Origin of the sequence: Levilactobacillus sp. FUA 3915 (assembly GCF_044053135.1) — a bacterium.
GTDB lineage: Bacteria > Bacillota > Bacilli > Lactobacillales > Lactobacillaceae > Levilactobacillus > Levilactobacillus lanxiensis.
Window position 1 is genome coordinate 28559 of the sequence record NZ_CP168704.1, and the last position, 25489, is coordinate 54047.

General features: G+C 50.7%; 21 protein-coding genes. 3 read left to right on the forward strand and 18 right to left on the reverse strand.

What is annotated here, in order from left to right; all coding sequences use genetic code 11:
* Positions 1-490: 490 nt before the first annotated feature.
* From ACEPST_RS00580 to ccpA, 3 genes are all read right to left on the reverse strand, one after another.
* Positions 491-4870, reverse strand: coding sequence for a leucine-rich repeat protein (locus tag ACEPST_RS00580; protein WP_395390454.1), 4380 nt, complete (start codon positions 4868-4870; stop codon positions 491-493).
* A gap of 431 nt (positions 4871-5301) precedes the next feature.
* Positions 5302-6132, reverse strand: a complete 831-nt coding sequence (locus tag ACEPST_RS00585; protein ID WP_204121388.1) for a hypothetical protein — start codon at positions 6130-6132, stop codon at positions 5302-5304.
* 744 nt (positions 6133-6876) lie between these two features.
* On the reverse strand, positions 6877-7878 hold the full coding sequence (gene ccpA / locus ACEPST_RS00590; RefSeq protein ID WP_125765765.1) for a catabolite control protein A: 1002 nt from the start codon (positions 7876-7878) through the stop codon (positions 6877-6879).
* Between the two features lie 483 nt (positions 7879-8361).
* Here ccpA and ACEPST_RS00595 point away from each other — a divergent pair, with 483 nt between their 5' ends.
* Entirely contained in the window at positions 8362-9459 is a 1098-nt protein-coding gene (locus ACEPST_RS00595; protein WP_203646090.1) for a M24 family metallopeptidase, read from the forward strand.
* 121 nt (positions 9460-9580) lie between these two features.
* Here ACEPST_RS00595 and ACEPST_RS00600 read toward each other — a convergent pair whose 3' ends face one another.
* Together ACEPST_RS00600 and ACEPST_RS00605 are read right to left on the reverse strand one after the other, a co-directional pair.
* Positions 9581-9976: a hypothetical protein gene (locus tag ACEPST_RS00600; RefSeq protein WP_125765763.1), complete on the reverse strand. Its 396-nt coding sequence runs from the start codon at positions 9974-9976 to the stop codon at positions 9581-9583.
* A gap of 26 nt (positions 9977-10002) precedes the next feature.
* Positions 10003-10407 (reverse strand): DUF948 domain-containing protein, encoded by a 405-nt coding sequence (locus ACEPST_RS00605; RefSeq protein ID WP_203639230.1) that lies wholly within the window; start codon positions 10405-10407, stop codon positions 10003-10005.
* A 1021-nt stretch (positions 10408-11428) separates the two neighbouring features.
* Here ACEPST_RS00605 and ACEPST_RS00610 point away from each other — a divergent pair.
* Positions 11429-12298, forward strand: a complete 870-nt coding sequence (locus tag ACEPST_RS00610) for a mechanosensitive ion channel family protein (RefSeq protein ID WP_203639232.1) — start codon at positions 11429-11431, stop codon at positions 12296-12298.
* A 105-nt stretch (positions 12299-12403) separates the two neighbouring features.
* On the opposite strand, the gene ACEPST_RS00615 is transcribed toward ACEPST_RS00610, so the two are convergent.
* From ACEPST_RS00615 to murI, 5 genes are read right to left on the reverse strand one after another with little or no spacing between them, the layout of a single operon-like run.
* Positions 12404-12562 carry a hypothetical protein gene (locus tag ACEPST_RS00615; RefSeq protein WP_203639234.1) on the reverse strand — a complete coding sequence of 53 codons (159 nt, stop codon included), beginning with the start codon at positions 12560-12562 and terminating at the stop codon, positions 12404-12406.
* Positions 12563-12604: 42 nt separating this feature from the next.
* Entirely contained in the window at positions 12605-13096 is a 492-nt protein-coding gene (gene cbpB, locus ACEPST_RS00620) for a cyclic-di-AMP-binding protein CbpB (protein WP_203646091.1), read from the reverse strand.
* A 21-nt stretch (positions 13097-13117) separates the two neighbouring features.
* Positions 13118-13636, reverse strand: a complete 519-nt coding sequence (locus ACEPST_RS00625) for a YfcE family phosphodiesterase (RefSeq protein ID WP_204121389.1) — start codon at positions 13634-13636, stop codon at positions 13118-13120.
* Positions 13636-14244 (reverse strand): XTP/dITP diphosphatase, encoded by a 609-nt coding sequence (locus tag ACEPST_RS00630; protein WP_204121432.1) that lies wholly within the window; start codon positions 14242-14244, stop codon positions 13636-13638. The genes ACEPST_RS00625 and ACEPST_RS00630 overlap by 1 nt, the downstream gene beginning before the upstream one ends.
* Positions 14241-15071 (reverse strand): glutamate racemase, encoded by an 831-nt coding sequence (gene murI / locus ACEPST_RS00635; protein WP_204121390.1) that lies wholly within the window; start codon positions 15069-15071, stop codon positions 14241-14243. The genes ACEPST_RS00630 and murI overlap by 4 nt, the downstream gene beginning before the upstream one ends.
* Positions 15072-15258: 187 nt before the next feature.
* On the opposite strand from murI, the gene ACEPST_RS00640 reads away from it, so the two are divergent.
* A complete protein-coding gene (locus ACEPST_RS00640; protein ID WP_204121391.1) occupies positions 15259-15777 on the forward strand; it encodes a YslB family protein in 519 nt (172 codons plus the stop codon).
* A gap of 99 nt (positions 15778-15876) precedes the next feature.
* On the opposite strand, the gene trxA is transcribed toward ACEPST_RS00640, so the two are convergent.
* From trxA to alaS, 8 genes are all read right to left on the reverse strand, one after another.
* Positions 15877-16197, reverse strand: coding sequence for a thioredoxin (gene trxA / locus ACEPST_RS00645; protein WP_125765755.1), 321 nt, complete (start codon positions 16195-16197; stop codon positions 15877-15879).
* An 839-nt stretch (positions 16198-17036) separates the two neighbouring features.
* On the reverse strand, positions 17037-19400 hold the full coding sequence (locus ACEPST_RS00650) for an endonuclease MutS2 (protein ID WP_204121392.1): 2364 nt from the start codon (positions 19398-19400) through the stop codon (positions 17037-17039).
* 27 nt (positions 19401-19427) lie between these two features.
* Positions 19428-19967 carry a CvpA family protein gene (locus ACEPST_RS00655; protein WP_203639244.1) on the reverse strand — a complete coding sequence of 180 codons (540 nt, stop codon included), beginning with the start codon at positions 19965-19967 and terminating at the stop codon, positions 19428-19430.
* Position 19968: 1 nt separating this feature from the next.
* Entirely contained in the window at positions 19969-20232 is a 264-nt protein-coding gene (locus ACEPST_RS00660) for a cell division protein ZapA (RefSeq protein WP_125765752.1), read from the reverse strand.
* A 480-nt stretch (positions 20233-20712) separates the two neighbouring features.
* Complete coding sequence (locus tag ACEPST_RS00665; RefSeq protein WP_125584156.1) at positions 20713-21024, reverse strand: DUF1292 domain-containing protein; 312 nt, start codon at positions 21022-21024, stop codon at positions 20713-20715.
* 8 nt (positions 21025-21032) lie between these two features.
* Positions 21033-21470 carry a Holliday junction resolvase RuvX gene (ruvX, locus tag ACEPST_RS00670; protein WP_203646097.1) on the reverse strand — a complete coding sequence of 146 codons (438 nt, stop codon included), beginning with the start codon at positions 21468-21470 and terminating at the stop codon, positions 21033-21035.
* Complete coding sequence (locus tag ACEPST_RS00675) at positions 21467-21739, reverse strand: IreB family regulatory phosphoprotein (protein WP_024746979.1); 273 nt, start codon at positions 21737-21739, stop codon at positions 21467-21469. The genes ruvX and ACEPST_RS00675 overlap by 4 nt, the downstream gene beginning before the upstream one ends.
* Positions 21740-22021: 282 nt before the next feature.
* Positions 22022-24661 carry an alanine--tRNA ligase gene (gene alaS / locus ACEPST_RS00680; RefSeq protein ID WP_204121393.1) on the reverse strand — a complete coding sequence of 880 codons (2640 nt, stop codon included), beginning with the start codon at positions 24659-24661 and terminating at the stop codon, positions 22022-22024.
* Between the last annotated feature and the right edge of the window lie 828 nt (positions 24662-25489).

Consider the following 25489-nt stretch of genomic DNA (forward strand, 5'->3'; position numbering starts at 1 on the left):
ACTATAGCATATTATTAACTGAAATAATAGTCTAAAGTCGCTTTGTAACGGTATTTCTGTTGACTATTAAAATTCAATTAATCTAGCTTTTTGATAAAACACAATTTGCACATTATTCTTTCTCTGGCCAGCTGTTTCAACTTAAGATGGCCTTTAGTTCACGTCTAAAACGGTTTCTGTGCAAACTATCGGCTATCCCTTGATAAATCAATCTTTAGATTTCTAGTCATCGAAATCATCGACCGCCTCAGTCCTTTACCCACCTAAATTTTCCGACTCACTTGCTCAAAATGACAAATTAATGTGAACGCCCCAACAAGATTAGAAAATCAGGAGGCATCAATGGAGCCTGTCACTTTTTTCAATCAAGAAGAGGCGCCAATTTGCCTGACAGTGAACGCAAAAACGCCCCATCAGAGAAGTCAGCGGTTAATCTGGCTGAGTTTCTCTGATGAGGCGTTGCTTTAAATTTAATCACTTTTAACGCGGTTTATTCATGACGCTTCCGTTGCCAACCGACCAGGCTCAATCCGCCCAGTAAGGTGCCCAACAGGGCCCACCATGGGGTTTGCGTGTCACCCGTTTGGGGGAGCTCAGCGGTTGCTGGTTGGTCCGTGGTTGACGTTGCGGTCGTGCTTTGGTTCCGCTTGGTAGTCGCTGTCGCGGTTGCCGTGGTTGCCTTAGCTAGCCGTGTCACTACAGCCTGGTGATTGGTCGTTGGCATTTCGTCAGCCACTTGAACCATGGCGGCCGCCCCACCGGACTTCACCAAGAACTGTTGCACATCGTGTTCACCGGATGTCCCAGCGGAGACATTTTCATGTGTCCCCGTCTCGCTGACAATATACTGATCACCACTCTGACCAGGGGTCGGCTTAACTGGTGTCACCGGCTTCGTTGGCGTTACTGGTTTCGTCGGTTTGACCGGCGTGGTTGGTTTAACCGGCTTAGTCGGTGTGGTTGGCTCAGTTGTCGTGCTGCCACCGTTGCCCGTGTCTGGGTCAGTCTGATTGCCAGAATTGCCGTTATCGCCGCCGGTTGCGGCCGCTTTAACGTGCAGGATAACCGAAATCGTCTGCTCGTTAGGTTGATTGCCATAGCTGAGCGTAACTTGGTAATCGCCAGCCTTGGTCAGGTCAGCGTTGCTCAAATCTACGGCAATCTTATCAGCTGACACAGCTTGGGCATTTTCATCCGTCCCCGTGGCGCCGAAGTCTGCGGCCTTTGGCGTCGCTTCCCCCACCGTCATGGTGTAATCCTTACCAGACACTGTGACTTGCGCCGACGTAATGTTTAACGTTGCTGGCAGATAGGTGACGTCAAAGTTAGACGCAGGTACCGCGTCAGTGCCTTGAACGGCTGGCGTGTAGGCATACGTCCCAACAGTCTCACCTTTTTCCCGAGTATAGTCAATGGTTAAGGGGAAGTTAGTCAGCGGTGTGTGCGTTTCGTCATCGTCGGCCGTCACCACAAACGTTGGTGTGGGATCTTGGGTTCCGGCAACCTTAGTTGGTTGGTCACCTTTGATGGCCACGGTTACCTTGGCTGGCGTGATGGTCAACGTTGCCGTCGAATCCTTATCCGACCAATCAAAGAGTTCGACTGCGGGAACTTCTTTCTTTACCCGCTCAATGGCTTCTGGCTTAAAAATCACTTTATACTGGCCAACATTTGGTGCCGTACTGACAATTCTTGTGTTCTTCGCCGAATCAGTCACTGTTTCATCTGGCACGATTTCTATATCGCCATCCTTGACCGTGTATACAAAACCATCAGACATGGTGACCTGATAGTGATCCTCAGCAACCAGGCTTGGGGTGGTCCCTGTATACTGCACCGTTTGATTACCCGTCAAGGTATACGTTCCTTGTCGCTTGGCGACGGTTAAGATAATTGTTTGAGCATTAGTGGTGTCGTCTTTGTACTGATAGGTCACCGTATACTTACCAGGAGTCTTAGTGACTTGATCGGCTGTGACAGTCTTATCATCACCATCCTTAATCGTGACGGTTAAGTCGCTCAGTGTCAGACTCGTTTTATCTGGTTTTACGGCACTAACAAAGTTATCTGCCGGCGTCCAGTTATCCTTGTACCAGGCTTGTCCGTCCACGACCTTGATATCTGGATCGTTTAAAACGACTTGATAAGCGCCCGCATAAAGATTGGTACCGCTGGCATCCGGTAAAGACCAGTTGAATTTAAAACCAACCGTCTTAGCCGGAATGTTAAACGTTCCATCGGCTGGGTTATAAGTCACGCCATTCGTCAGAGAATCAGGATCAATGACCAGATTCTTATTGTTCAAACCACCGACCTCGGTGTCAAACAATGTATCAATAGTCACATCCCCAGAATCCCCAAAATAGGCGGCATATTGGTCCAAGGCAACGGCGCCATTATCCGCACGCGTTGACAGCTGGGTAATCCGGTTATAGTCAAAGGCGCTTTCCCCGACACTCGCCGATTTAGGGACAGTGATCCCTTGAATTTGGTTCCCATAGAAAGCTTTCTTGCCCACTGTTGTCACTGAATCTGGCAATCCAAGACTACCATCCAGCTCATTGTAGGTAAATGCGCCATCACCAATAGACTGGAGGTCGTCATTAAAGGACACTTTCTTTAACTGACTCCCGGCAAACGCATAGTTCCCAATTTCCTTTGTATTGGTTGGCATCACAAAAATTGGATTGCCATCGGCGTCCGTTTGACCAGAACCCGTGACCCCAGAATATTCAAAGGCCCCGTTACCGATTGTCGTCAGTTGGTCTGCCTTACGGGTATCCACAGTCTTGAGATTTCCGTCGTAAGTAAAGGCGTTATCACCAATATCTTGAAGACTCGCCGGCAAGGTAAAGGTCTTCAGCGCTGAATTAGCCAAGAAGGCTTGCTTGCCAATCGCTGTGACGCTGTCCGGTAAGGTGATATCTTCCAAAACTGTATCGTAAATAAACGCACTATCACCCACAGTTACCAGTCGGCTACCATCGGCAAAGGTCACCATTTTCAGCCCACCAATCGTGTTACCCGCGGCATCCTTCAGATTATCCGCAGCAAAGGCTTCGTTGCCAATCGTCACCAGGTTCGCTGGGAGGTTCAGGCTCATGATATGCCCATCATAGGCAAACGCATCATCCCCAATAGTGAGGTCCTCGTTCGCTGTTTGACCGTCAAACGTGACGTCAGCCAGGTTTGTGTTCGATTCAAAGGCAGCGGTCCCAATCTTTGTCAGTGTAGCTGGAAAGTGAACAGCCGTTAAACCGGTTCCATAAAAGGCATAATCATCAATGGTGGTTAATTGACTATCACTCGGTATGTTCAGGGTCGTCAGATTCTTATCGCCACTGAAAGCTGAGGCACCAATCTCTTTAATATTCCCCCCCAGCGTCACCGTGGTCAGATCGTCGTTATCTTTAAACGCTCCCGCCCCTATGGTCGTCACATGACTAAGATCTAGATTAGCAATTTTAACACCAGCAAAAGCATTTTGCCCAATACTGCTCAAATTAGGTGCCTCTGAAAGGTCCAGTCCCGTAATCTGTTTATCATTTGCAAACGCAGAGTCACCAATATTGGTTAAATTTTTCGAGAGCTTTACATTGGTCAGCTTACCGTTGTACAGAAAAGCCCCATTTCCAATGCTAGTTACGCTGTCAGGCAAGGTTAGGGAACTAATTTCACTCGACACAAAAGCTTCGTCACCAATTGTTTGAAGCTTTGTTGCTTTACTTAAATCAAGTGTCGTTAAATCGTCATACGAAAACGCACTATTGCCAATGCTAGTCACTGTTTCCGGTAACGTTAACGAAGTGATTCCAGCACTAACAAACGCCCTTTCTCCAATCGTTTCCAAAGTATGATTTTCACTAAGATCAACTACCTGCAGATTTTTCAGGTAAGCAAATGCATTGCTCCCAATGCTCTTGATGCCATCACCAATCACAACGGTTGACACGTTCTCCATCTTTCCCGTACTGCTAGCAAAGGCGCCACTTGCAATGGCAGTAACGGAATAAGTCTGCTTATTCTTCTCATTAACCGTAGTCCCAGGAATCGTCAGTGTGGTCGAATTAACCACACTGGTAACACCATCTAGGGTCGCGGTTCCATCATCATGATAGGTGTACACAAAACTGGCATCAGTCGTTGGTACATCAACTGAAAGGGCCATGGCTTTCATCATGCCCAACTTACCAGCTGGCAGTTGCAACAGCGAGTTTGATAAGTCAGACACTTTGGCGTCGTCTAAACTGTTAACGTCCAAAACGTCTTGGTTGATTTGATTGACGTCAGTTTTCTCTTTGCCTGAATCAGATGCTGTGTCGTCAGTCAGTTGGTCCGATGGCGTGTTGTTCACAGTGTTCCCGTCAGATCTTTCACTATCATTATTCTGAGCTGATTCGTCCACAACGACCTTGGTGTCAGACGTTTCCTTGGCCGCTACCTGCGAATCGGTATCGGTCGTTTGCTTATCTGAATCTGTATTTGCATCTTTACCTGTATCCACACCCGTACCGGCATCCGAGCCTGACTTATCTTCTGTGCCAGTACTTTCTGAAACTTCCTTAGTCCCTTGATCAAGACCACTCGTTTCAGTATCTTTCTCACCAGTCGTCTCAGTTCCCGGCTGCGACTCTTTTTCTACTGAAGTCTCTTCAGCCGCCCCACTGGTTTTCAAAGTTGCGGTCGTCCCGGTCGTCGTTTGCGTTCCAGTAGCCGTTTGACTGCTGTCCGTCCCGGTCGATGCCGTCTCGGCGTGGGCAACGGTGCCTTGGCCAATCATGGTTCCTAGTCCCATGGCGGCAACGGTCACAGCTGCGACAACCCAATGTTTCCCATCCTTGTACATCTTATAATGTTTTTTCTCTTGCACGATTCCTTACTCCTCTTGAGGCGGGGGTGGCCACTCCCACTGAACATCTACCCAATTTCTCGGTCCGTATGCTGCCCTGATATTTTAACGCCCAAATTAATCAATACTACTAATCTTAGTTTGTGGCGCCAAATCGTTTTTTAAACGCTGTTAGATAGCCATTTGCTCGGTGGTTCTTTCCATTTATACATTAAAGTTATTCATATTCTATTCCCAAGAATTGCGCCCGTCAACAAATAATTTAAATAAAAGTCAATCTAATAAAAAGAATTACCACTTAACCAATTCGACATGGGGTACATCGTTTTCAGTAAAAAATTTGTAAATGAAAAGACATTCAGCGATGGACCCAGCTGACGAGTCATCGCTAAATGTCTTTTGCGCACAAATTAAAAGGAGCCGCGGTTTTCACCCAGCTCCTCAACTAATTTCTATTCTTTTCGAAATGTCCGGTGACCCAGCATAACAACCATGCCAATCACGATTTCCGCCACACCGGCGAAAATAATGACGCCGAGACCGCTACGGCCAATCGTGGTCAGCAGATTGGCTGCCGTTTTACTGGTACTCGTCACCACGTACGGCAAGAAGAAATACCCGCCGACACCGACCAGACCGGTCAGTAAACCACCGACCGTCATGCCGGAGCCCAGGCTCGCAAACACGTGATGCACACTGAGGGCATAGAAGAACGTGACAATCAGTAGCAGGATGCTCCCCAGGAGGACCGCAAAATTAATCTTCTTGGCCCGTTGTACCTGAATGGCAGCCTGGGACATGGCCGACGTGCTAAACGCCGCCTGGGCCCGTTTTTTCGCCTGCTTAGCGATGGCCGTGGTCATCCCCGCCGTAGCGGTTACCCCCATGGTTTGGGCCTGCGTGCTAATGGCGGCGGACAGATCCGTGGTATCGACCGTCGTATCAATCGTTTCGCCATAGAGTTTGGCAACGCCCATGGCTAAGTACGGTTGCATCAAACTAGACGTGACCGGGGCCCCGGAGACCCCCAAGTTTTGGAGATCATCATTGACGTGATTGATGACTTTTTCACCAACTGACGACCGTGACACCACGCCCGCCGTGTAGTTGGCGTTAAACACGGTGAGTTTCAGGCCCACACTGACCGTCAATAATAAGATTAGAAAAGCCACCCACCGGGCCAAGGCTGGGCGCCGTTGATACGTTTCAGTTGTTTGTGGTGCTTGTTGTGGTTCCGGTTCTTCATCTGAGTGGTAGCGCGCCATGCGACTATTTTCACTCATAAGAACCACCTCCCGTTACCCAATATGATTTGCTTATCATTGTAGCACATCTAAATTTCAGATTGGTTAAGAGCAGCTTAATTGGGCAAAATCTTACACAATTGTTCCCCACTGTACCATGGATGGGGCTGTCCGCCTCCGGCTTCCAGGAACTCCGCCTGCTGTGGGGAACGACTGCGGCCTGAGAACCGGTCCTCCGTCTCGCTTTAAAGCCGTGTAAACCACACGTCTTCAAAGTCGTCCCATGCTGTAAGCTGGAAAAATCACCAGCTAACACCATCGACACAGCCGGCTACGTTCCTGGCTTCCTGCGGCTAGCATAGCCCCATCAATGGATACGCGTGCCAATCTGAACATTTGACATTATGCGTCCCACATGTGCATTCGAACACGCAAACTGCTAATTGTTGAACAAACCAGTCTACCACAAAGCTAGTGAAACTGTGCCAACCCGGCTAGTGTCAGTGACCAGAGGCGGATCAAAATGACCAGCTGTGTCGGTGGTCTTAACTGAGCGCTTTTCTCAGTTTAGAGCACGGGACGACCTTTGAGACCGCTCTTTGGCTCAAAGTCGAGGTGGAAGCCCGCCCTTCGGCTGGAACTGGTCCCCACAGCAGGGCATTTTGAATCCGCCGCCGGGAACGAACAGCACACGCCACCGCGTTCCAGTACAGTTTTCACTAAAGCAAAAATTATGTATATGAAAAGGTTCTGGAAACGGGTTCCGGAACCTTTTCATGACGCTTATTTAGTCGAACTCCGCTTCATTAACCCGTAAGGCAAGATAACGGTGTTCTCTTCAACTGTTTCGTTGTTCATCAGCTTCGTCAACAGACGCATGGCAACGGCACCAATATCGTACAAGGGTTGCGTGATCGAACTCATCTTAGGCCGAACCAATTCAGTCAGCTTCGTATCGTTGCTGGTGATGACTTCAAATTCGCCAGGAACGTCGATGCCGGCATCAGTTAAGCCGTTCATCACGCCAGCAGCCAGTTCGTCGTCGCCGACAAAGGCAGCCGTGGCACCCACTGCGCTCAAGGCTGGTTCCAATGATTGGCCTGCCTTGTACGTGTAGTCCGTTTCAAAGACCAATTTATCATCGTAAGCAATCCCTGCGTCCTTCAGGGCCTTCTTGTAACCTTTCAACCGGTAGTCGTGGTTGATGGCTTGGTCCATGGAGCCGGAAACGAAGGCAATCTTTTCATTACCGTGATCAATCAAATTCTTAACGGCTTCCGCCACAGCGGCTACATAGTCGATGTTGACACTGGGTTGCGCCTTTTCAGAATCCACAGAACCAGCTAAGACAACTGGTGCCTTAGAACGCTTGAATTCTTCGCGAAGCTCATCGGTCACCTGGTTACCCATGAAAATGATGCCATCAACTTGCTTGGCCATCAAGGTGTTCAGCACTTGAACCTCCTTGCCGCCGTTTTCATCGGAGTTGGTCAAGATAATGTTGTACTTGTACATCATGGCAATATCATCGATGCCTCGTGCCAGTGATGAGAAGTAGATGTTGGTGACGTCCGGGATAATAACCCCAACCGTCGTGGTCTTCTTACTTGCTAAGCCTCGTGCAACGGCATTTGGCCGGTAGTCAAGACGGTCAATGACCTCAAGCACTTTCTTTCGTGTAGCTGGCTTGACGTTGGGATTTCCATTGACGACCCGCGAGACGGTGGCCATGGAGACCGCCGCTTCCCGTGCCACATCGTAAATTGTAACTGTTTGTTTTTCCATAGCGATAGCCCTTTCTTCCTTGTTTTGGTTTGTTTTCATTCGTTTTCAAGCAACTTGACCAGTATACAGAAAGTCAATCAGGGACGCAACATTGAAAACGCTTTCATATCAAAGAATACCTTAATTTCATCGAATTTTCAAGGCACATCTCCCCATACGGTAGAATCTTTGGCCCTGATATTGTTTACTATAGGTCACTTTAACCGCGTTGTTAAGCCGTTTACAGAAAACAAAATCAATTAGCGGGTGATAAAAAATTAATCCGACCTTATTCGCTTGAATTATGAGAGATAGCTAATTTATATTTTCCATTATATAATTTCAATTATGCCAACATCAGCCTGCCCTGATATCCCAGCACTTTATGCCCGCGACCGGCCCAATTTTTGCGTGGCATTTTACGAGACACGGCAGTCCTTTTCACGAGTGCAACTAGTCTCTGGCTTATGCTATAATTAACACATCTTTTAAAGGGGTGATTGAATGACTAAACTCGAACAAATTCAGCAATGGACCGCAGAACAACACGCTAGTATGACCTACCTCAGCAATCCCAAAACTATCCAGTATCTCACTGGATTTGGGAGTGACCCCATCGAACGGGTACTAGCCCTGGTCATTTTCCCAGACCAAGACCCATTCATCTTCGCACCAGCCTTAGAGGTCGAAGTGATTAAGGCAACCGGCTGGCAGTTCCCCGTCGTTGGTTACTTGGACCACGAGAACCCATGGGCAATGATTGCCGCTCAAGTCAAGCAACGCCACGTCAACCCCGACCACATCGCGTTGGAAAAGGGCCAACTTCAGGTTGCCCGGATGGAAGCCTTGGCTGCCCAATTCGACAATCCTAAATTCGATTTGGATATCACCAGCTTCATCGAACGCATGCGTTTGATCAAGTCGGCCGAAGAAATCAAGAAGTTGGAAATCGCCGGTAAGTGGGACGACTTCGCCTTTGAACACGGCTTTGCCGCAGTTAAGGCCGGTAAGACGGAACAATCCGCCGTTGCCGAACTCCAATACGCCTTGATGCAAGAAGGCATTATGGAAATGTCCTTCGGTAGCCTGGTTCAAGCTGGCGCCCACGCCGCAGAACCCCATGGTGCCACCAACGACACCAAGTTCCAGAACAACGAACTGGTCCTGTTTGACCTGGGAACGGTCTACGATGGCTACATTTCCGATGCGTCCCGGACGGTTGCTTTAGGCACCCCAACGGCCAAAGAGTTGGAAATCTACGACGTTTGTTTGGAAGCCCAATTGACTGCCCAAGCCGCCGTTAAGCCTGGCATGACCGCCGCTGAACTCGACAAGATTGCCCGCGACATCATCACCAAGGCCGGCTACGGCGAATACTTCATTCACCGGTTGGGCCACGGGATGGGCATGAGCGATCATGAATTCCCATCCATCATGGAAGGCAACGACCTGGTTCTCGAACCCGGCATGTGCTTCTCCATCGAACCTGGTATCTACATCCCAGGTGTCGCCGGTGTCCGAATCGAAGATTGTGTTCACGTCACGGCCGATGGCAGCTTACCATTCACCCACACCTCTAAGGAATTAACTTACGTTGGGTAATTAAATGATTAACAAATAAGTTCTCGCCTTTCAATTGAAAATGGCGGGAACTTTTCTTTTCACCGGCAAAATAAAAAGAGCCACGACCGCAGTCGCAACTCCTAACTAGTCTTTGCTTAAATTAAACGGGCTTGTCCGCCGTTGGTTCGTCGCTAGCGGGCGTTTCGTCGTTGTCGGCTTCATCAGCGGCATCGGCGTCTTCACTAGGTAAATCAGGAACCTGGTCGCTGCTCAAGACGATATCGTCGTCTTCATCTTCGGCCGTTTCATCGGCGTCCGTGTTCCGCCAAGCTGGCGCATCGTTCTTACCAGCCAACCGGTCGTCTAAGGCTTCCTTGAAGTCGTCGGCGGCATCGGCTGCGTAAAATGCGTAGTCGACAGCGCGGTCCTTGAAGGCGTTGTACCGGTCACGAGCGGCATCCTTTAAGGCTTCGCGTTGTTCCAAGTCGAGGGCGTGGTAAGCCGCATAGGCTGCGCCACCCAGTACTAATCCTGCTAATAACTTGTGTTTTGCCATCTTCATGACTCCCTTTCCGTAAACAACTATTCTTTGTTTCTGCGGTTCTTGTACAAATCAAACACGGTCTTGCCAGCGCGGGCAGCCAGTGACGTCTTAGCCGTCGTTTTGGCGGTCTCACTTACCCGGTCGGTTAAATTACGAGTGGCGGTGTTTAAATCAGAAACACTCTCACCCAAATCAGCGGCAGCTTGGAAAACGGGATCAATGGTCGCAACCTTCTTGTTCACGTCTTCCAACAGTTCGTTGGCATTTGCCATAATGTCCTCGGCTTGGTGGCTGATTACGTCCACGTCCGAAGTCATCGTCTTCATTGAGCGATTCACCTCACCCAATGTTTTATTCATCTTTACTAAGAACATGCCAATGAAGAGAACCAAAATCAAAAACGCAATCGCCGCGATTAGGCCCGCTACTTGTCCACCGGTCATGACAACCCCTCCTTGTGCTCGTTACTTACCAATAGAATAGCATTCTCAGCGCTTACACGCAATTAAAACCCCGAATTCGATTGGTTTTATTCGTCAAGACTAGTAAAATATGGGATAGCGCGTTGTCATTCGCCTGTAGGAAGTTGAAAATTACATTGGGACGCGGTGGCAGGTTCTGTCCGTTCCCGGCGGCGGGTTCAAAACGCCCTGCTATGGGGCCGGTTCCAGCCTAAGGGCGGGCTTCCACCTCAACTTTGCGCCTGAAGAGCGGTCGCAAAGGTTGTCCCGTGGGCTAGGCTGGGAAATAACCCCAGCCAAGACCACCGACACAGCTGGGCATTTTGACCCGCCTCTGGTCACTAACACTGACTGGTCTGGCTCATTTTCACCTACTCCGGGCGATGGACATTGCTCTAACAACTAATTACCTTAATCATTTTTCATTCACCAACTCGTCAGCAATTATTCAATCATCACCATTACCTATTGGCTGGTGAATCAGATCAGGCAGCTACCCACTAAAAGGCTCCGATATTTATTGACGGGCTAAATCCGTGGCAGCCGCAGGGCTGGGAAAACTGGGCCAGTCGTGGGAGTGACCAGTCCGACTCAATTTCACCCGCCCCGGCGATTGACTCGCTCTAGCAACTAATTACCTCAATTTATTATTTTTCCACCAACTTGTTGGCAGTTATTCAATCACCGCCACTAACAATAGGCTGGTAAATCAAATCGGACAGCTGACCAGCCATCCAACCGAAATGAAAACACATATTGACGGGCTAAACCCGTGGCAGCCGCAGGGCTGGTGAAATAGGCTCAGCCGTGGGAGTTGCCTTAGCGGTTTACCGCTTAGGCAACTGATATCTTTGAGACGCGGTCTTCGGCTCAAAGTAAGCGCGGAGACCGCACTTTGGCTCCGGGCGTGCGCCCACAGCGTCACGGCCTATTTTCACCAGCCCGGAGGCGATGTCAGGCCCACGTTTAACCCGTAAATCAAAAGAAAAGGAGGGCTCGTCTCGTGACGGACCTAGTAACCACCACAGCCACCTCTTCCAAGTGGCTCCAACATTATTTAAATACCTTTGACTGGGAAAAGGTGCTCCACCTGATTACCAGTCGCTTTCTGAGTCTCCTCTTCCTCACCCTATTGTTCTTCGTAATCAACGTGGTGGGTCGCTGGATTCTCAACCGGAGTTTCAAACGCTACCTGGTGCCTAAAGACGGCCCCACCAACCGCCTACAGACCATCAGCATGCTGACGATGAATCTGTTCCATTACACGATTATCTTCTTCTGGGCCTACGCCATGCTCTCCACCTTAGGCGTGCCGGTCGGGACGTTGGTCGCTGGTGCCGGAATCTTCAGTTTGGCTTTAGGCCTGGGTGCCCAGGGTTTTGTCAGCGACTTGGTCACCGGGATTTCCATCCTGATGGAACAACAATTTGACGTGGGCGACACGGTTAAAATTGGGCTGATCACCGGGACCGTTTCCGCCATGGGCTTGCGCACCACGCAGGTTACCGAGGCGGATGGGACCGTCAACTTCATCCCCAACCGCAACATCACCATCGTGGCCAACCGCTCGCGTAACGACATGCACGCCACCATCAATATTCCCATCGCGCCAACGACGCCGGTCGAAAAGTTACCCGCCATTATTCATGCCACAAACGACCGCCTGTTGCCGGAACATCCCAGCGTGGTCGGTGAGCCCGTCATCACCGGTGTGGTCACGTTACCGACCGGCGAACTGGTTTACCAGGTCAATCTCGTTGCCAAGAGCGGCAGCCAATTTGGCTTGCAGGCCGCTTTCCTAACCGCCTATCTCAAGGCGATTCGTGAGGCGGGCATTCTCCTACCCACACACAATACGCTCCAGAATAAATAACATTAAGCTTGACTCGCGTCTTCTGGGGTCAAGTTTTTTTTCGCACGAAAAAACAGGTAACGGCCATCGCCATCACCTGTCTTGCCAATCTTTATCTTCAGCTGCCTAGCGGTCCAGCCGCCACCAATCAATGGTGCTGATCAGGGCCAGGACAAATAGGATCAAAAATGACCAGTAACTTCCGGCACCGGTAGCTGCCATGAAGGCTAGCCCAATCGCAAACAACCAGAGGATCCCAATCAGGATACCTAAAACCAGTTTCATCAGAAATTCCCCCTTCATTTATCGATTATGAGCCACCAATGCTTAGTGGTCGCCATTTTCAATCACTTTTTCCCGCGGAGTGACCAGGTAATGGTCATCTAAATTGTGGGCTAAGTAGTTTACACGTTTTAAAATTTCACGCCGGGTAATGATGCCCTGAAAAACGTTATCTTGATTTAATAACGGGATAAAGGGTTCATCCACCATATAGCTTAAGATTGTTTCTAATTTAGCTGGGTCGTCTACCCAGTGCTCTACCGGTAACATGGCGTCGGCCACGGTGTAGTTGCTCAGCTGTTCCACCGCAGCGCCTGGCACATGCAACAATTTATCGGTAATCGCGGCTAGCGAAATCATCCCCTGCAGGTGATCATCGGGGTCGAGGACCGGAATCCGGCTGTACCCGACCTTAGAGAGCACCATCAAAGCATGCTCCAGCGTATTGGTCGCTGTCACGTTGGCAACGACCGCGGCTGGAATCACATAGCTCTTGGGGTCATTGCGCAATAGCTGCTCAACAGCAGGGTCAATCATGGGTCATGTCATCCTTTCTAGTTACGAACGGTCAAAGGTAAATTTTAAATCGGGCACGGGCTGGGCGTCACGGGTGTAATACTGGACGACCCATTGCGCCGGCGTCACGGTGATCATGGCACAGGTGCCCCCTAGCTGGCGGAACTCGCCGCGCGGCTGACTGATGCTACCGGGATTCACGAAAACGTGGCCCCCGACCGCTTCGGCCGCCAGCTCATGGGTGTGGCCGTAAAAGACCAGGTCGGCCTGTTCCTGATCCGCGTGCAATTTCAGCTTGGTCAGGTCCCAATGCACCTCATCGTAGTGGCCGTGCGTCAACAGCACCTTGCAGCCATCGACCGTGGGCGTCTGCACCAACGGTAACTGACTATCAAAGTCCATGTTGCCCATCACCACGTACGCCCCCTTGAACCAGGGATCATCGGCGTTCATTTCGGAATCGCCACAGTGAAAAATGGTATCCGGTTGCAAAGCCTGCTTGAGACTGACCAGGATGTCCCGGTCTCCATGATTATCACTGACTACCAGCCAACGTGTCATTATTTTTCCTCCCACCATTCATCGAATTGCGGTAACATTGCCGCCGTGGCCTTGGCCCGGTGACTGTGTTGATTCTTCTGAGCCAAACTCATTTCGGCAAAGGTCGCGTGTTCGGCGGGCACATAAAATAAGGGATCGTACCCAAAACCGTCTTCACCGCGGGGAGCCGTTAAAATTTCACCGCGCACCTCACCCGTGGCCACCAGCTTCTTGCCATTTGGCTTGATCAACACTAGCGACGTATGAAACCCAGCGCCCCGTTGTGCGGCGGGAACGCCTTGCAGCTTTGCTAACAATTTGGCATTGTTCTTGGCATCATCGTGATCACCGGCGTACCGCGCAGAATAAATGCCCGGTTCACCATTGAGGGCGTCGACCATCAGGCCGGAATCGTCCGCTAAAACGGGCAGCTGCGTCTGTTCAGCCACCGCGGTCGCCTTCAACGTGGCATTTTCCGTGAAGGTCGTCCCGGTTTCCGCAACCTGCGTGAGGTCCGGGAAATCTGCCAGCGTCTTCACCGTCAGGCCCTTGGGCTCAAAAATAGCGCGAAATTCACGGGCCTTTCCCGCGTTGTTCGTGGCGATTACCAATGTGTTGTCCATACTTATTCTACCTCCGCGGGGGTCGCTAACGTGCTGACATCTAAGTGGGTGACGTGCTTCGGTGCGATGTCTAACCACTCACTGGCCAATTGATTAAACTGGTCAACGTCGCCGGTCGTGTAATACGTCGCCGTCACGGGTTGCCCCGTGGTATTCAGTTCATGCTTGTCTTTCAAAATAGCTGCCGTTTGCTCAGCGGCTGATACGCCGGGATCGACCAACGTGACGTCGGGCCCGATTGCCCGTTGAATGGCGTCCCGTAGCAGTGGAAAATGGGTGCAGCCCATGACTAGCGTATCAATGTCGGTCCCTTGGAAGGGTGCCAAGTTTTGGGCGACCACTTCTTGGGCGTGTGCCGAGGTCAAATCGTTGTGTTCGGCCAACGTCACTAGTTGGGGACAGGCGACACTCACAACCTGGTTCTGCGCATCGACGGCCAAAATATCCTGTTGATACTGGCCGCTCTTGACGGTGCCTTCCGTCGCGATGACGCCGATTTTGTGGTTCTTGGTGACCTTAGCGGCCGTCGTGGCCCCGGGGGCAATCACCCCAACCACGGGCACGGGTAGTTCCGACTGCATCTGCGTTAAGGCCGCCGCTGTCGCCGTGTTGCAAGCGATAACAAATATTTTAATGTTGGCATGTTGCCGTAAGTAAGTGGCAATCTGTCGCGTAAAGGTCGTGACCTCTTCGACAGACCGGGGACCGTATGGCAAGCGCGCCTGGTCGCCCAAAAAGACCGTATTTTCAGCTGGCAATAACCGCTGAACTTCCTTTAAAACTGTTAAACCGCCGACTCCTGAATCCATGAGACCAATCGGATCTGTTTGCATGAATCAACGCTCCTTCTCGATGTTCTTGAATCTCCATTATCGCCTTTTTATTAACCGGTTTCAAGTTTCCTGCCAGGCAAAACGCCAATTCCTATAAATATACGTAAAATTTACCGGATAGTCATATTCCTGAAACAAATACGGTATAATGAGTTCAGAAACTAATCGGATGAAGGAGTCCACCATCGTGAAAAACTTATATCAAACCGTCATGGCCGATGCCGACGGTGCCGTAAATCTGCCACAAATGTTACTCAGAGAAGCCTTACTCCCAGAATTGTTAGGCGATGACCAGGGCGATATCAACTACTGGGCGGGCAAATCACTAGCTCGCCGGTTCCCAATCGGCAACCCCAAGGACGCCACCACCTTCTTTGAGCAAGTTGGGTTTGGCCACTTGTCCCTAATCAAACAGACGGCCCAAATGACCCGTTGGCAACTCAGCGGTACGCCCGTTAAGCTGCGGAAACAATTACAGGGCGATGGCGATTTCACGTTGGAAGCAGGCTTCCTCGCAGAAATGATGGCCCAACAACTGGGCGTTTCCGCTGAAGCCGAGTTGACCGAAACTTCACGTAAGCTGCAGGCCACGACCGTCACCTTCGACGTCTACACCGATCCCGAAGATGTGATTCCGGACTACGACGCGCCCACCCCACTGACGGTGGTTCGCGACGAACCTACTGAGTCACCCGAAGAAAACTAGCCAAGTTACACGTAAGCACTGACCGCGCTATCACGAGGGTCAGTGCTTTTTTCGTCAAAAAAACGGCCGCCACCGCAGTGACGACCGTTTGCCAACGCGTTAAGCTTCCACGTATTGGTCCAAAATCTTCTTTAATTGATCCTTGGAGTGGTAACCCACGATAGAATCGACCACTTGGCCGTCCTTCTTCACGAGTAAGGTTGGGATACTCATGATACCAAAGGATTGTGGCGTGTTCGGGTTGGCGTCAACGTCCATCTTGTTGAACGTCACGTTGTCCATTTCCTCAGATAATTGTTCAACGACTGGTGATTGCATCCGACAAGGACCACACCAAGTTGCCCAAAAGTCCGTCAGGGTTACGCCCTTAGCGGTGTCCTGTTCAAAGGTCTTATCAGTTGTTTCTGCTACTGCTGCCATTCAGAATTGCCTCCTTATCAAATTTAATCACGACTTCATATCTTTCAGTCTACCAGAATTTTTTGAAATCACAACTAAGTTGCTTACAATTTATTAGCATTCGCATTTGATACTTGCAAATGTCTTTGTACGCGCCTCCAGGCTGGTGAAAACTGAGCCGTGACGCTGTGTCAGCTGTCCGTTCCCGCCGGTGGGTTCAAAACGCCCTGCTATGGGGCCGGTTCCAGCCTGTGAAACGGGCTTCCACCTCAACTTTGCGCCTGAAACCCGGTCGCAAAGGTTGTCCCGTGGGCTAGGCTGAGCAAAAACCTCAGCCAAGACCACCGACACAGCAGGGCATTTTGACCCGCCTCTGGTCACTTACACTGGCCAGCTCGGCTCATTTTCACAACCCCGCGGCTGACACGGCGTTACCCCGTATCAAACGGCTCATCAATCAATTGTTGGCACTTAATTGTCTGACTCATTAGCTAATGGTTAGTTTCTACTCATGCGCTTACTCACGCAACTATGCAATAGTCTCCTAACCAAAAAGTCCCCCAGTAAGCAATTTACTGAGGGACTTTGAACATGAGACAATTTAATACACACAAAACTCCACACACGCCCCGGTGATGGCTCCACCGTTGGGCTCTCACACCATGTAAGCCGTGAGGGCGGGGAAAATAAGTTCAGCCGTGGGAATTTCCTTAATAGTGTTCTCACTGTTAAGGAAATTGGCGTCTTTGAGACTCGGGTTTTGAGGCTCAAAGCGAGGTTAAAGACCGCTTCTCAGGCTTTGACCGTCCTTCCCTCGCGTTCCGACTTATTTTCCCCGCCTGGTAAGGCGCTGCAAAAGACTACTTAAACCGCACAACCGTCGACCCGTCGCCACCGGCGTTGGCTGGGGAGAAGCCGAAGCTCTTGATGCGGTTATTCCGCTTCAAGTACTCGGTGACCCCTTTCCGCAAGGCCCCGGTGCCCTTCCCGTGAATAATCGTCACAGATGGGTAACCCGCCAGTAAAGCGGAATCAATGTACCGGTCGACTTCGGCCATGGCCTCTTCGTAACGGTGGCCCCGGAGATCCAAGGTTGGCGACATGCCGTTGGAACCACTGCGTTTCACGCTGGCTCGCGGTTGTTTGGCCGACTTGGCTGGATCCTTGGCCTTTTCCAGGTCGTTGGTGGCAATCTTCATTTTCAAGATTCCCAGTTGGACTTCCCAGTGGCTGTCATCCAGCTGCTGCATCAGGACCCCGATTTGGCCGTAGGACTTGACCAGCACGCTATCACCCTTATGGAAGTCGAGCTTGGCCTTTTCACGCCGCAGAACCCGGTTCTTCTTGAGCTTGGTATCCTGTTGCAGGGCGTTCAAAGCCCCTTGAGCCGCAATCAGTTCGTCTTCCTTAACCACGCTCTGACCAGCCGCCAACTGCTTCTTCCGCAAATCAGAAATAATTTGGTTAGCCCGTTTACGGGACTCATCGACCAACCGGTTGGCGTCACGCTTAGCGTCCGTCATCAGCTGATCCTTTTGCTGTTGATAACTGTTAAATTGCTTTTGTAATTGATCGTGTAACTCATCGGCCTCAGCCAATTGGGTCCGCAAACTCTCGGCATCATCGTCAACCCGCCGCTTTTGTTCGGTCAGATCGGAAATCATGGCGTTCAAGTCTTGACTGTCTTGGTCGGTCAACCCCCGAGCCGCGTCGATCACCTGCGAAGGCATCCCCAGCCGGGCCGCAATGTCTAAGGCATTACTCCGTCCAGGAATCCCAATCAACAGCTTATACGTTGGTTGGAGCGTTTCGCCATTGAACTCCATACTGGCGTTAATCGTATCCGGTCGGTTGTACCCGTAAGCCTTCAGCTCAGGATAGTGGGTCGATGCCATCACATAGCTGCCCAGCGTCCCGATTTCATCCAAAATGGCGATGGCCAGTGCGGCCCCCTCTTGGGGATCGGTGCCGGCACCCAGTTCATCGACGACAATCAAGCTGTGGTCGTCGGCCTGCTTCAGGATGGATACGATATTTTCCATATGCCCGGAGAACGTACTCAGGCTCTGCTCGATGGATTGTTCATCCCCGATGTCCGCGAAAATATCGTTGAAGATGCCAATCACACTGTTTTCATTGGCGGGAATAAATAGTCCCGACTGACCCATTAACTGGACCAGTGCCAACGTCTTCAGCGTGATGGTTTTTCCACCCGTGTTGGGCCCGGTCACGATGATGGCCTTGTAGTCCTTGCCGATGGTGATGTCGTTGGCCACGACCTTCCGCTGATCAATCAGTGGGTGGCGTGCTTGCCGCAGGCTGACCTGATTATCCAGGGACAACTTGGGTTCGGTGGCCTTCAAATGATGGGCGTACTTGGCCTTGGCATTGATGAAATCAAAGTGCCCCAAAATTTCTGAGTTCCGTAAAATTTCATCCTGGTACGGGTCAAGTAAGGCCGTCAACTCGGCTAAAATGCGTTGTTCCTCGTGTCGTTCATCCATTTGATTTTGCCGTAACCGGTTGTTCAAGCCCACAACTGCTTGGGGTTCAATGAACAGCGTTTGGCCACTGGCACTTTGGTCATGCACGATTCCACCAAAGTGTTGCTTGTAAGCGGCCTGAACGGGAATCACGTAACGGTCATCCCGAATGGTCACGATGGTTTCACTCAGATATTTGGCATCCTTCCCCCGGGTGTATTGGTCCATGGTCCGGCGGATTTCAGCTTCGGTCTGGGTGATGTGCTGGCGAATCTGCTTTAAGGCGGGTGAGGCTTCATCCGTGATGTGGCCGTCGCCCTCTAGTGAGGTCCGCAACCGCCGCGTGACGTCGGGTAACGTGACCAATTCCTTCACGACCCGGTCCAGCCGGCGTAAATCGACTTCCTTTTCAGCGAGGTCATGGAAAAATTTAACCACGGTTCCGGTCGTCCATAAGACCCGACTGATTTGAGCCAATTCCAACCCGTTCAGCGCGGCTTCCATGGCTAACCGGTGTAAATGTGGCCGGATATCATCCAGCTTGGGCAGTGGAATCCCACTCTCTAAGCGGTAGATGTCGGCACCGTCTCTGGTTTCGTCCAACCAGGTCTGCAGTTGTTTGGCATCCGCGGTTGGGGCCAGCTGACTCAGCTCATGCTGACCAGCTGCCGAGACCAAGTAAGTGCGTAAGGCCTGCTTGATTCGGTCGTACTCCATAATTTTTAATGTTTTTTGATTCATCGGCGAACTCCTCTCTCCCGAATCAATCTAATTCGATTCATGCTCCGTCAGCCACCAGGTGAACACCTGCTTTGACAGCACGGGTGTCTGTTTGACGATCCACTGGGCGACTGGGGAGGCTTGATAACTGTTTTGAAAACCCTGAATTGGTAACAGGATCAGTAAATTTAAGGTTAAAAAAATGACCACATAACGAATGACCAGATTAATCAGCCCACCCGCTAAGGAATTAACTTGATGAATCACCGGCAACCAGGTCACCTTGTTGATGCCATAAGCTAATTTGCGGACAATGAAAAAGCCCACGGTCAAAATGGCCGAAAACGCGAGACCATTTAAAAAGAAACTGCTACTCTCAGCCGCGGTCACGGCGCTGGCAGAGCTGTTCAGGGAAAGATTTCCCACGAACTGGCCCACGCCGCTCGCCAGTGGTTTGGCACCCAACCGGGCGATAACCCAAACAATCAAGTAGCCAATCGTGCTAATAATCTGTAACACCAGTCCCCGCCGGTAGCCCCGACGAAAACCAAAGATGAGAACTGCGAGAATAATTAAGCTTAAAACCAAACTATTCCTCCGTTTCTGATGAGTCCTTAGCGGAATCCGCTTGGTCGTTGGCCGCTGCCATCTTTAATTGGTCCGAAACAGCGTTGAACGCCATCAAGATTGCCGCATCTTCTTTACTAATATTGGGTGACAGCTCCTTGAGCTGGGTGAACTGTTCATTCAGCACCTCAGTCACCGCCCGCATATGTTCGTCCGTGGCTTGCCCGACAATCGTGTAACTCTTACCGGCAATGACGGCTTTAAAGCGGTGTGTTTCTTCAGTCATTTTAAAATTCCCCCTGTTTTGCGCAACGTCTTATTTTACCATTAAACAGTGGTCGGGCGCACGTTTTGGCCTTTAAATTACCGCTAAGATTGTGGGGTTCCGCCTCCGGTAGTTAAATTCGCCGCCTGTGGGGCACGGCTGGAGCCAAAGAGCGGTCTCCAGCCTCCAGGGTGAACCTCCCAACCCGAGTTTCACCCCGGGCCGTGGTGTAAGACCGGAACTTCACCGGCCTAACACCACCGACACAGGTCTGCGAATTTAACTGCCTCCAGCTACACCCGCACTGACTAGCAAAATTTAGGCAAACGGGCGCTCACGCACTGTAATGATTGTTTTCTGCCAAGCAGCTGTTGGACAAAACGCTAATAACTGATTTCGGCTACACGCACACAGGTTTTCGCCCAGTCATTCGTTAATCCCACCAAATTTTCTCGTCATACAAAAAAGGACGGAAAAATTCCGTCCTTTCGTTGAAACTGACTAGTCTTTTTTACCAGCGTTAGGATCAATGGTCCCATCAGCCAGGAAAGTGTTCAGTACGGATTCAACCATGTCCCATTCTTCGTCGGACTCGATCAATTGCAAGTCGCCACCGGATGGGTTAGCTGGATCATCGTCTGCAGGTAACGCGTAGGCTTGGATGTCAACTTCCTCGTCGTCGCTCTTGCCTGAAGGGTAAATCAAGATGTATGACTTACCAAAATCGTCAGATTCAAAGGTAAACAGGACATCGTACAGTTCTTCGTTACCATTTTCGTCAACTAATGTAATTTGTTCTTGGTCTTCGTTCATGGGAAACCTCACTTTTCTTGAGTTAACTTGCCGTGACGGTCCAAATAGTTCTGGAGGATCAGTCCGGCAGCTAATTTATCAATTACTTTTTTACGTTTGCGGCGCGAAGTGTCCGCTTGTTCCACTAACATACGCTCCGCCTCAACGGTTGTCAACCGCTCGTCTTCAAAATCGACGGGCAAATGGAACCGTTCAGTTAACATCTCGCCGTACCGCTTAGATGCCGCGGCCCGGGGACCTAACGAATTGTTCATGTTCTTGGGGAGCCCGACCACAAAGCCTTGGACTTCGTGTGTCGCCACCAGTTCTGCGACCCGATCCAACCCGAAGACTTCTTCCTCTTCTTTGATTGGAATGATCTCAATCCCTTGGGCGGTCCACCCGAGGGCATCGCTAATCGCAATGCCCACGGTACGGGATCCCACGTCTAAACCCATTAACTTCATGAAGGCTTCACCGGTCCATTCTGATTCAGGTAGAACCGCACTAACTCTTCAATAATCTCGTCGCGCTCGTGCTTCCGAATCAAGTTCCGTGCATCATTGATACGTGGAATATATGCAGGATCGCCCGATAGTAGGTAGCCGACAATCTGATTAATTGGATTATAACCCTTTTCCTCTAGTGCTTGATAGACCGTTACCAGCGTATCATGAACGTCCTTTGGTTGGTTAGCCCCAAAGTCAAAATACATCGTTTTGTCTAATGAACTCACTATAAAACACCCCCGCACTTCCTCGCTTAGCCTCAATTTTACTCGATTACCGCCCAAACTACAACGCACTTCAGCAATGTAATCTATTCGTAATACTGTTGCTGGGAAGGGAGCCACTCAACTCGAGCCGCTCCCTCCTCTTGACTAAGCTTTTCGCTAATTTTTACACAGCCGGGTCGCGCCACCACTGGCAAATTCACCAGCACTGACGCCAACACCAACCTTAAACATGATTAATAGTTTAACAGAATGACCACAGTTTTCAAGCAAAACGCCTCAGCGTTAGTCTTGATCAGCCAACCAATCGGCCGCAGCCGTCATGGCATCTGGTAAGCCCGCTGGGTTCTTCCCACCGGCTTGGGCCAGGTTAGGCCGACCGCCGCCACCACCGTTGATCTTTGGTGAAATGGCTTTGATCAAATCGCCAGCCTTGACCTGCTTTTGCTTGTCCGCGCTAACGGCCACAATCAGGTTCGCCTTACCATTGACTTCCGCACCCAATACTAACACATCAGAAAGGGCTTGGTCACGCCAAGTGTCGGCTAAGGCCCGCAACTGGTCCATCTTGGAAACTTGGACAGTCCCGCTGATCAACTTGTAGTTACCAGCCGTGACCACGTTATCAAAGACAGCGCCGGCTTGTTGGCTAGCTAACTTGCCTTCTAAGGCCGCTTGCTTTTGTTCTAAGCTCTTGACTTGGGCTTGCAGGGCATTCACCTTCTGGGCAACTTCAGTGACCTGAGTCACCTTCAAATCGCTCGCAACGGCATGCAAGATGTCATCGTGTTCATGCAGGTACTTGTAAGCAGCCGCAGAAGTCACGGCTTCGATCCGCCGGACACCGGCACCGACACCAGATTCTGAGGTAATCTTGAACAGGCCAATTTCATTGGTGTTCTTGACATGGTTCCCCCCACAGAATTCGGTAACGAAATCGCCGGCACTGACAACCCGAACGACCTTACCGTACTTTTCGCTGAACAAGGCAATGGCGCCCATTTGCTTAGCGGATTCGATATCGGTTTCAACCGTCGTCACAGGTAATTCAGCGAAGATCTTTTCGTTCACAATAGCTTCGGCCTTGGCCAAATCGGCAGGATCAACCTGACCGAAGTGGGTGAAGTCAAACCGCAAGTAGTCCCCTTCAACCAGTGAACCGGCCTGTTGGGTGTGTTCGCCAAAGACTTCACGCAACGCCTTGTCTAACAAGTGGGTTGCGGTATGGTTCTTTTCGACCTTGCTATGGAAGATAGCGTCAACCTTGAGTTGGTAAGTGGCGCCCTTCTTCAATGGGGCAACGACCGTCAACGTGTGCAGGTTCTGGCCGTTAGGGGCGTGTTGCACGTCAGCAACGTGGGCAACCACGTGACCGGCTTCGTCCAAGATGTCCCCTTTGTCAGCAACCTGGCCACCCATTTCAGCGTAGAATGGCGTGGTGTCAAACATGGCTTCAACGGTGCCAGTCGTGGCTTCGTCAGCCAGTTGGTCATCAACCACGAGTTCGGTTAACTTGCTCGTCGTTTCAAGTTGGGTGTACCCCACGTATTGGCTAGGCGTCGTCACGTTGATCAAGAGGTCGTGTTGCAGACCCATGGCCGTTTGCTTGCCACGCGCATTACGTGCCCGATCCTTTTGCTTTTGCATTTCGGCTTTGAAGCCGTCAACGTCGACCGTGATGTCTTGGTCATCGGCGTATTCTTCGGTCAGTTCAACTGGAAAGCCGTACGTGTCGTACAACTTGAAAGCGTCGGGACCGGCGATTTGGCTACCGCCCTGCTTCTTCAGATCAGCAATCAAGCTGTTCAGCAAGGTTAACCCACCGTCCAGCGTTTCGCCAAAGCGGTCTTCTTCGGAACGAACGACCTTGGCAATGTAATCAGCCTGAGCCAAAACGTCTGGGTAGTAAGACTGCATGATGGTCCCAACGACGGGAACCAATTGGTCTAAGAAGGCACCCTTGATGCCTAACTTTTGGCCATTCACAACAGCCCGCCGAATCAAACGACGGATGACATAGCCCCGGCCTTCGTTACCAGGCAGCGCACCGTCACCGATGGCAAATGTGATGGCCCGCGCGTGGTCCGCAATCACCTTGAAGGACACGTCGTCTTCCTTGTTGACACCGTACTTCTTGCCATCGCTGAGTTCAGCGGTCTTTTCAATGATTGGCATGAACAAGTCGGTTTCAAAGTTCGTCCGGGCATTTTGGAAAATAGAAACGACCCGTTCGAGACCCATCCCCGTATCAATGTTCTTCCGAGGCAATGGCTTGTAGCTGCCATCGGGTTCGTGGTTGAACTGGGAGAACACGATGTTCCAAACTTCCAGGTAACGTTCGTTTTCGCCACCAGGGTAGTTTTCAGGATCGTCATCGGCCAGATTGTTAAAGGCTTCACCACGGTCGTAGAAGATTTCGGAGTCAGGACCAGAAGGACCCTCACCAATATCCCAGAAGTTATCTTCGACAGCGATGATGTGATCAGGGGCCACACCAGCAGCTTCCCAGTCAGTCTTGGCGTCGGTATCCTTTGGGTAAACCGTCATGTACAGGTTTTCAGGATCCCAACCGAACCAGTCTGGGGACGTTAAGAGTTCCCATGCCCAAGTGATGGCTTCTTTCTTAAAGTAATCACCCACGGAGAAGTTCCCGAGCATTTCAAATAACGTATGGTGCCGCGCGGTCTTCCCCACGTTTTCAATATCGTTTGTCCGAATACTCTTTTGAGAACTGGTCAAACGGGGATTCTCTGGCACAACTTGGCCGGAGAAGTATTTCTTCATCGTGGCAACCCCGGAGTTGATCCACAGTAATGATGGATCATCCTTGGGAACCAGTGATGCACTAGGCTCAATGGTGTGCCCCTTCGACTTGAAAAAGTCGAGGTACATTTGCCGAATCTGACTACTAGTTAGCTCTTTCATCTCTCAAATACCTCCAAAAATGTCAAAAACACCGTTGCCCGTAGAGACGCCGAAGCGCGGTACCACTCTACTTGCAACGATGTTTTAATCGTTAACCTCTTAAACTCATAACGCTGAGTCGCGATGTTCCTGAGGGAGCGCCACTGAATCCATGAGTCGTTTTTCACAGCAACCAAAACGTTTCTGAAAGTCATGGGGTCAGGGTATGTCCTCGATAGTATATTTAAATGTCCACTTGAAATTATAGGTGTGGCGCACTTTCTTGTCAACTAAACGTTCGGGAAAACTTTGGGTGAACGCCAGCTGTCTGCATCGCCTGCCGGACGGCCAATCGGCTTAGACTGGTTTGGGGCGTTCCCGTCTGAACTTATTCGCAGTGTGGTTAAGCTTGTTGACGGGTTGTGCAGAACCTGGCTTCCCTTGATTGGCTGCATCTTTGCTGGCTGTATTGGCTTACTGCGTTAAACTTGCTCTCGCCATTTTGTCCGGAAACTTGCGGCCTCTGAAACGTGCCACTACCGGGCAACTGGTTCCGCTTAACACCATTAAGCAAACGGCCCAAGCCCGGGGCCATTCACTTAATGCCGTTAATGCTCGCCAGCTGAACGCCCTTCGTACCACTCTTAACTGAAACGTGCTCCACAGGGCAGGTCCCTGCGCTTAGCAAAAAGAAGGTGCCCTGCTCGGCTTTGCCGTTGCTGGCCATGCTGGCTTACTGCGCTAAATTTGCTCTCGCCAATCTATCCGGAAACTTGCAGCCTCTGAAACGTGCTACACGAGCCAGACTCCTCCGCTTAGAAAAATAAGACGCTCCCGTCCGGCATAGGT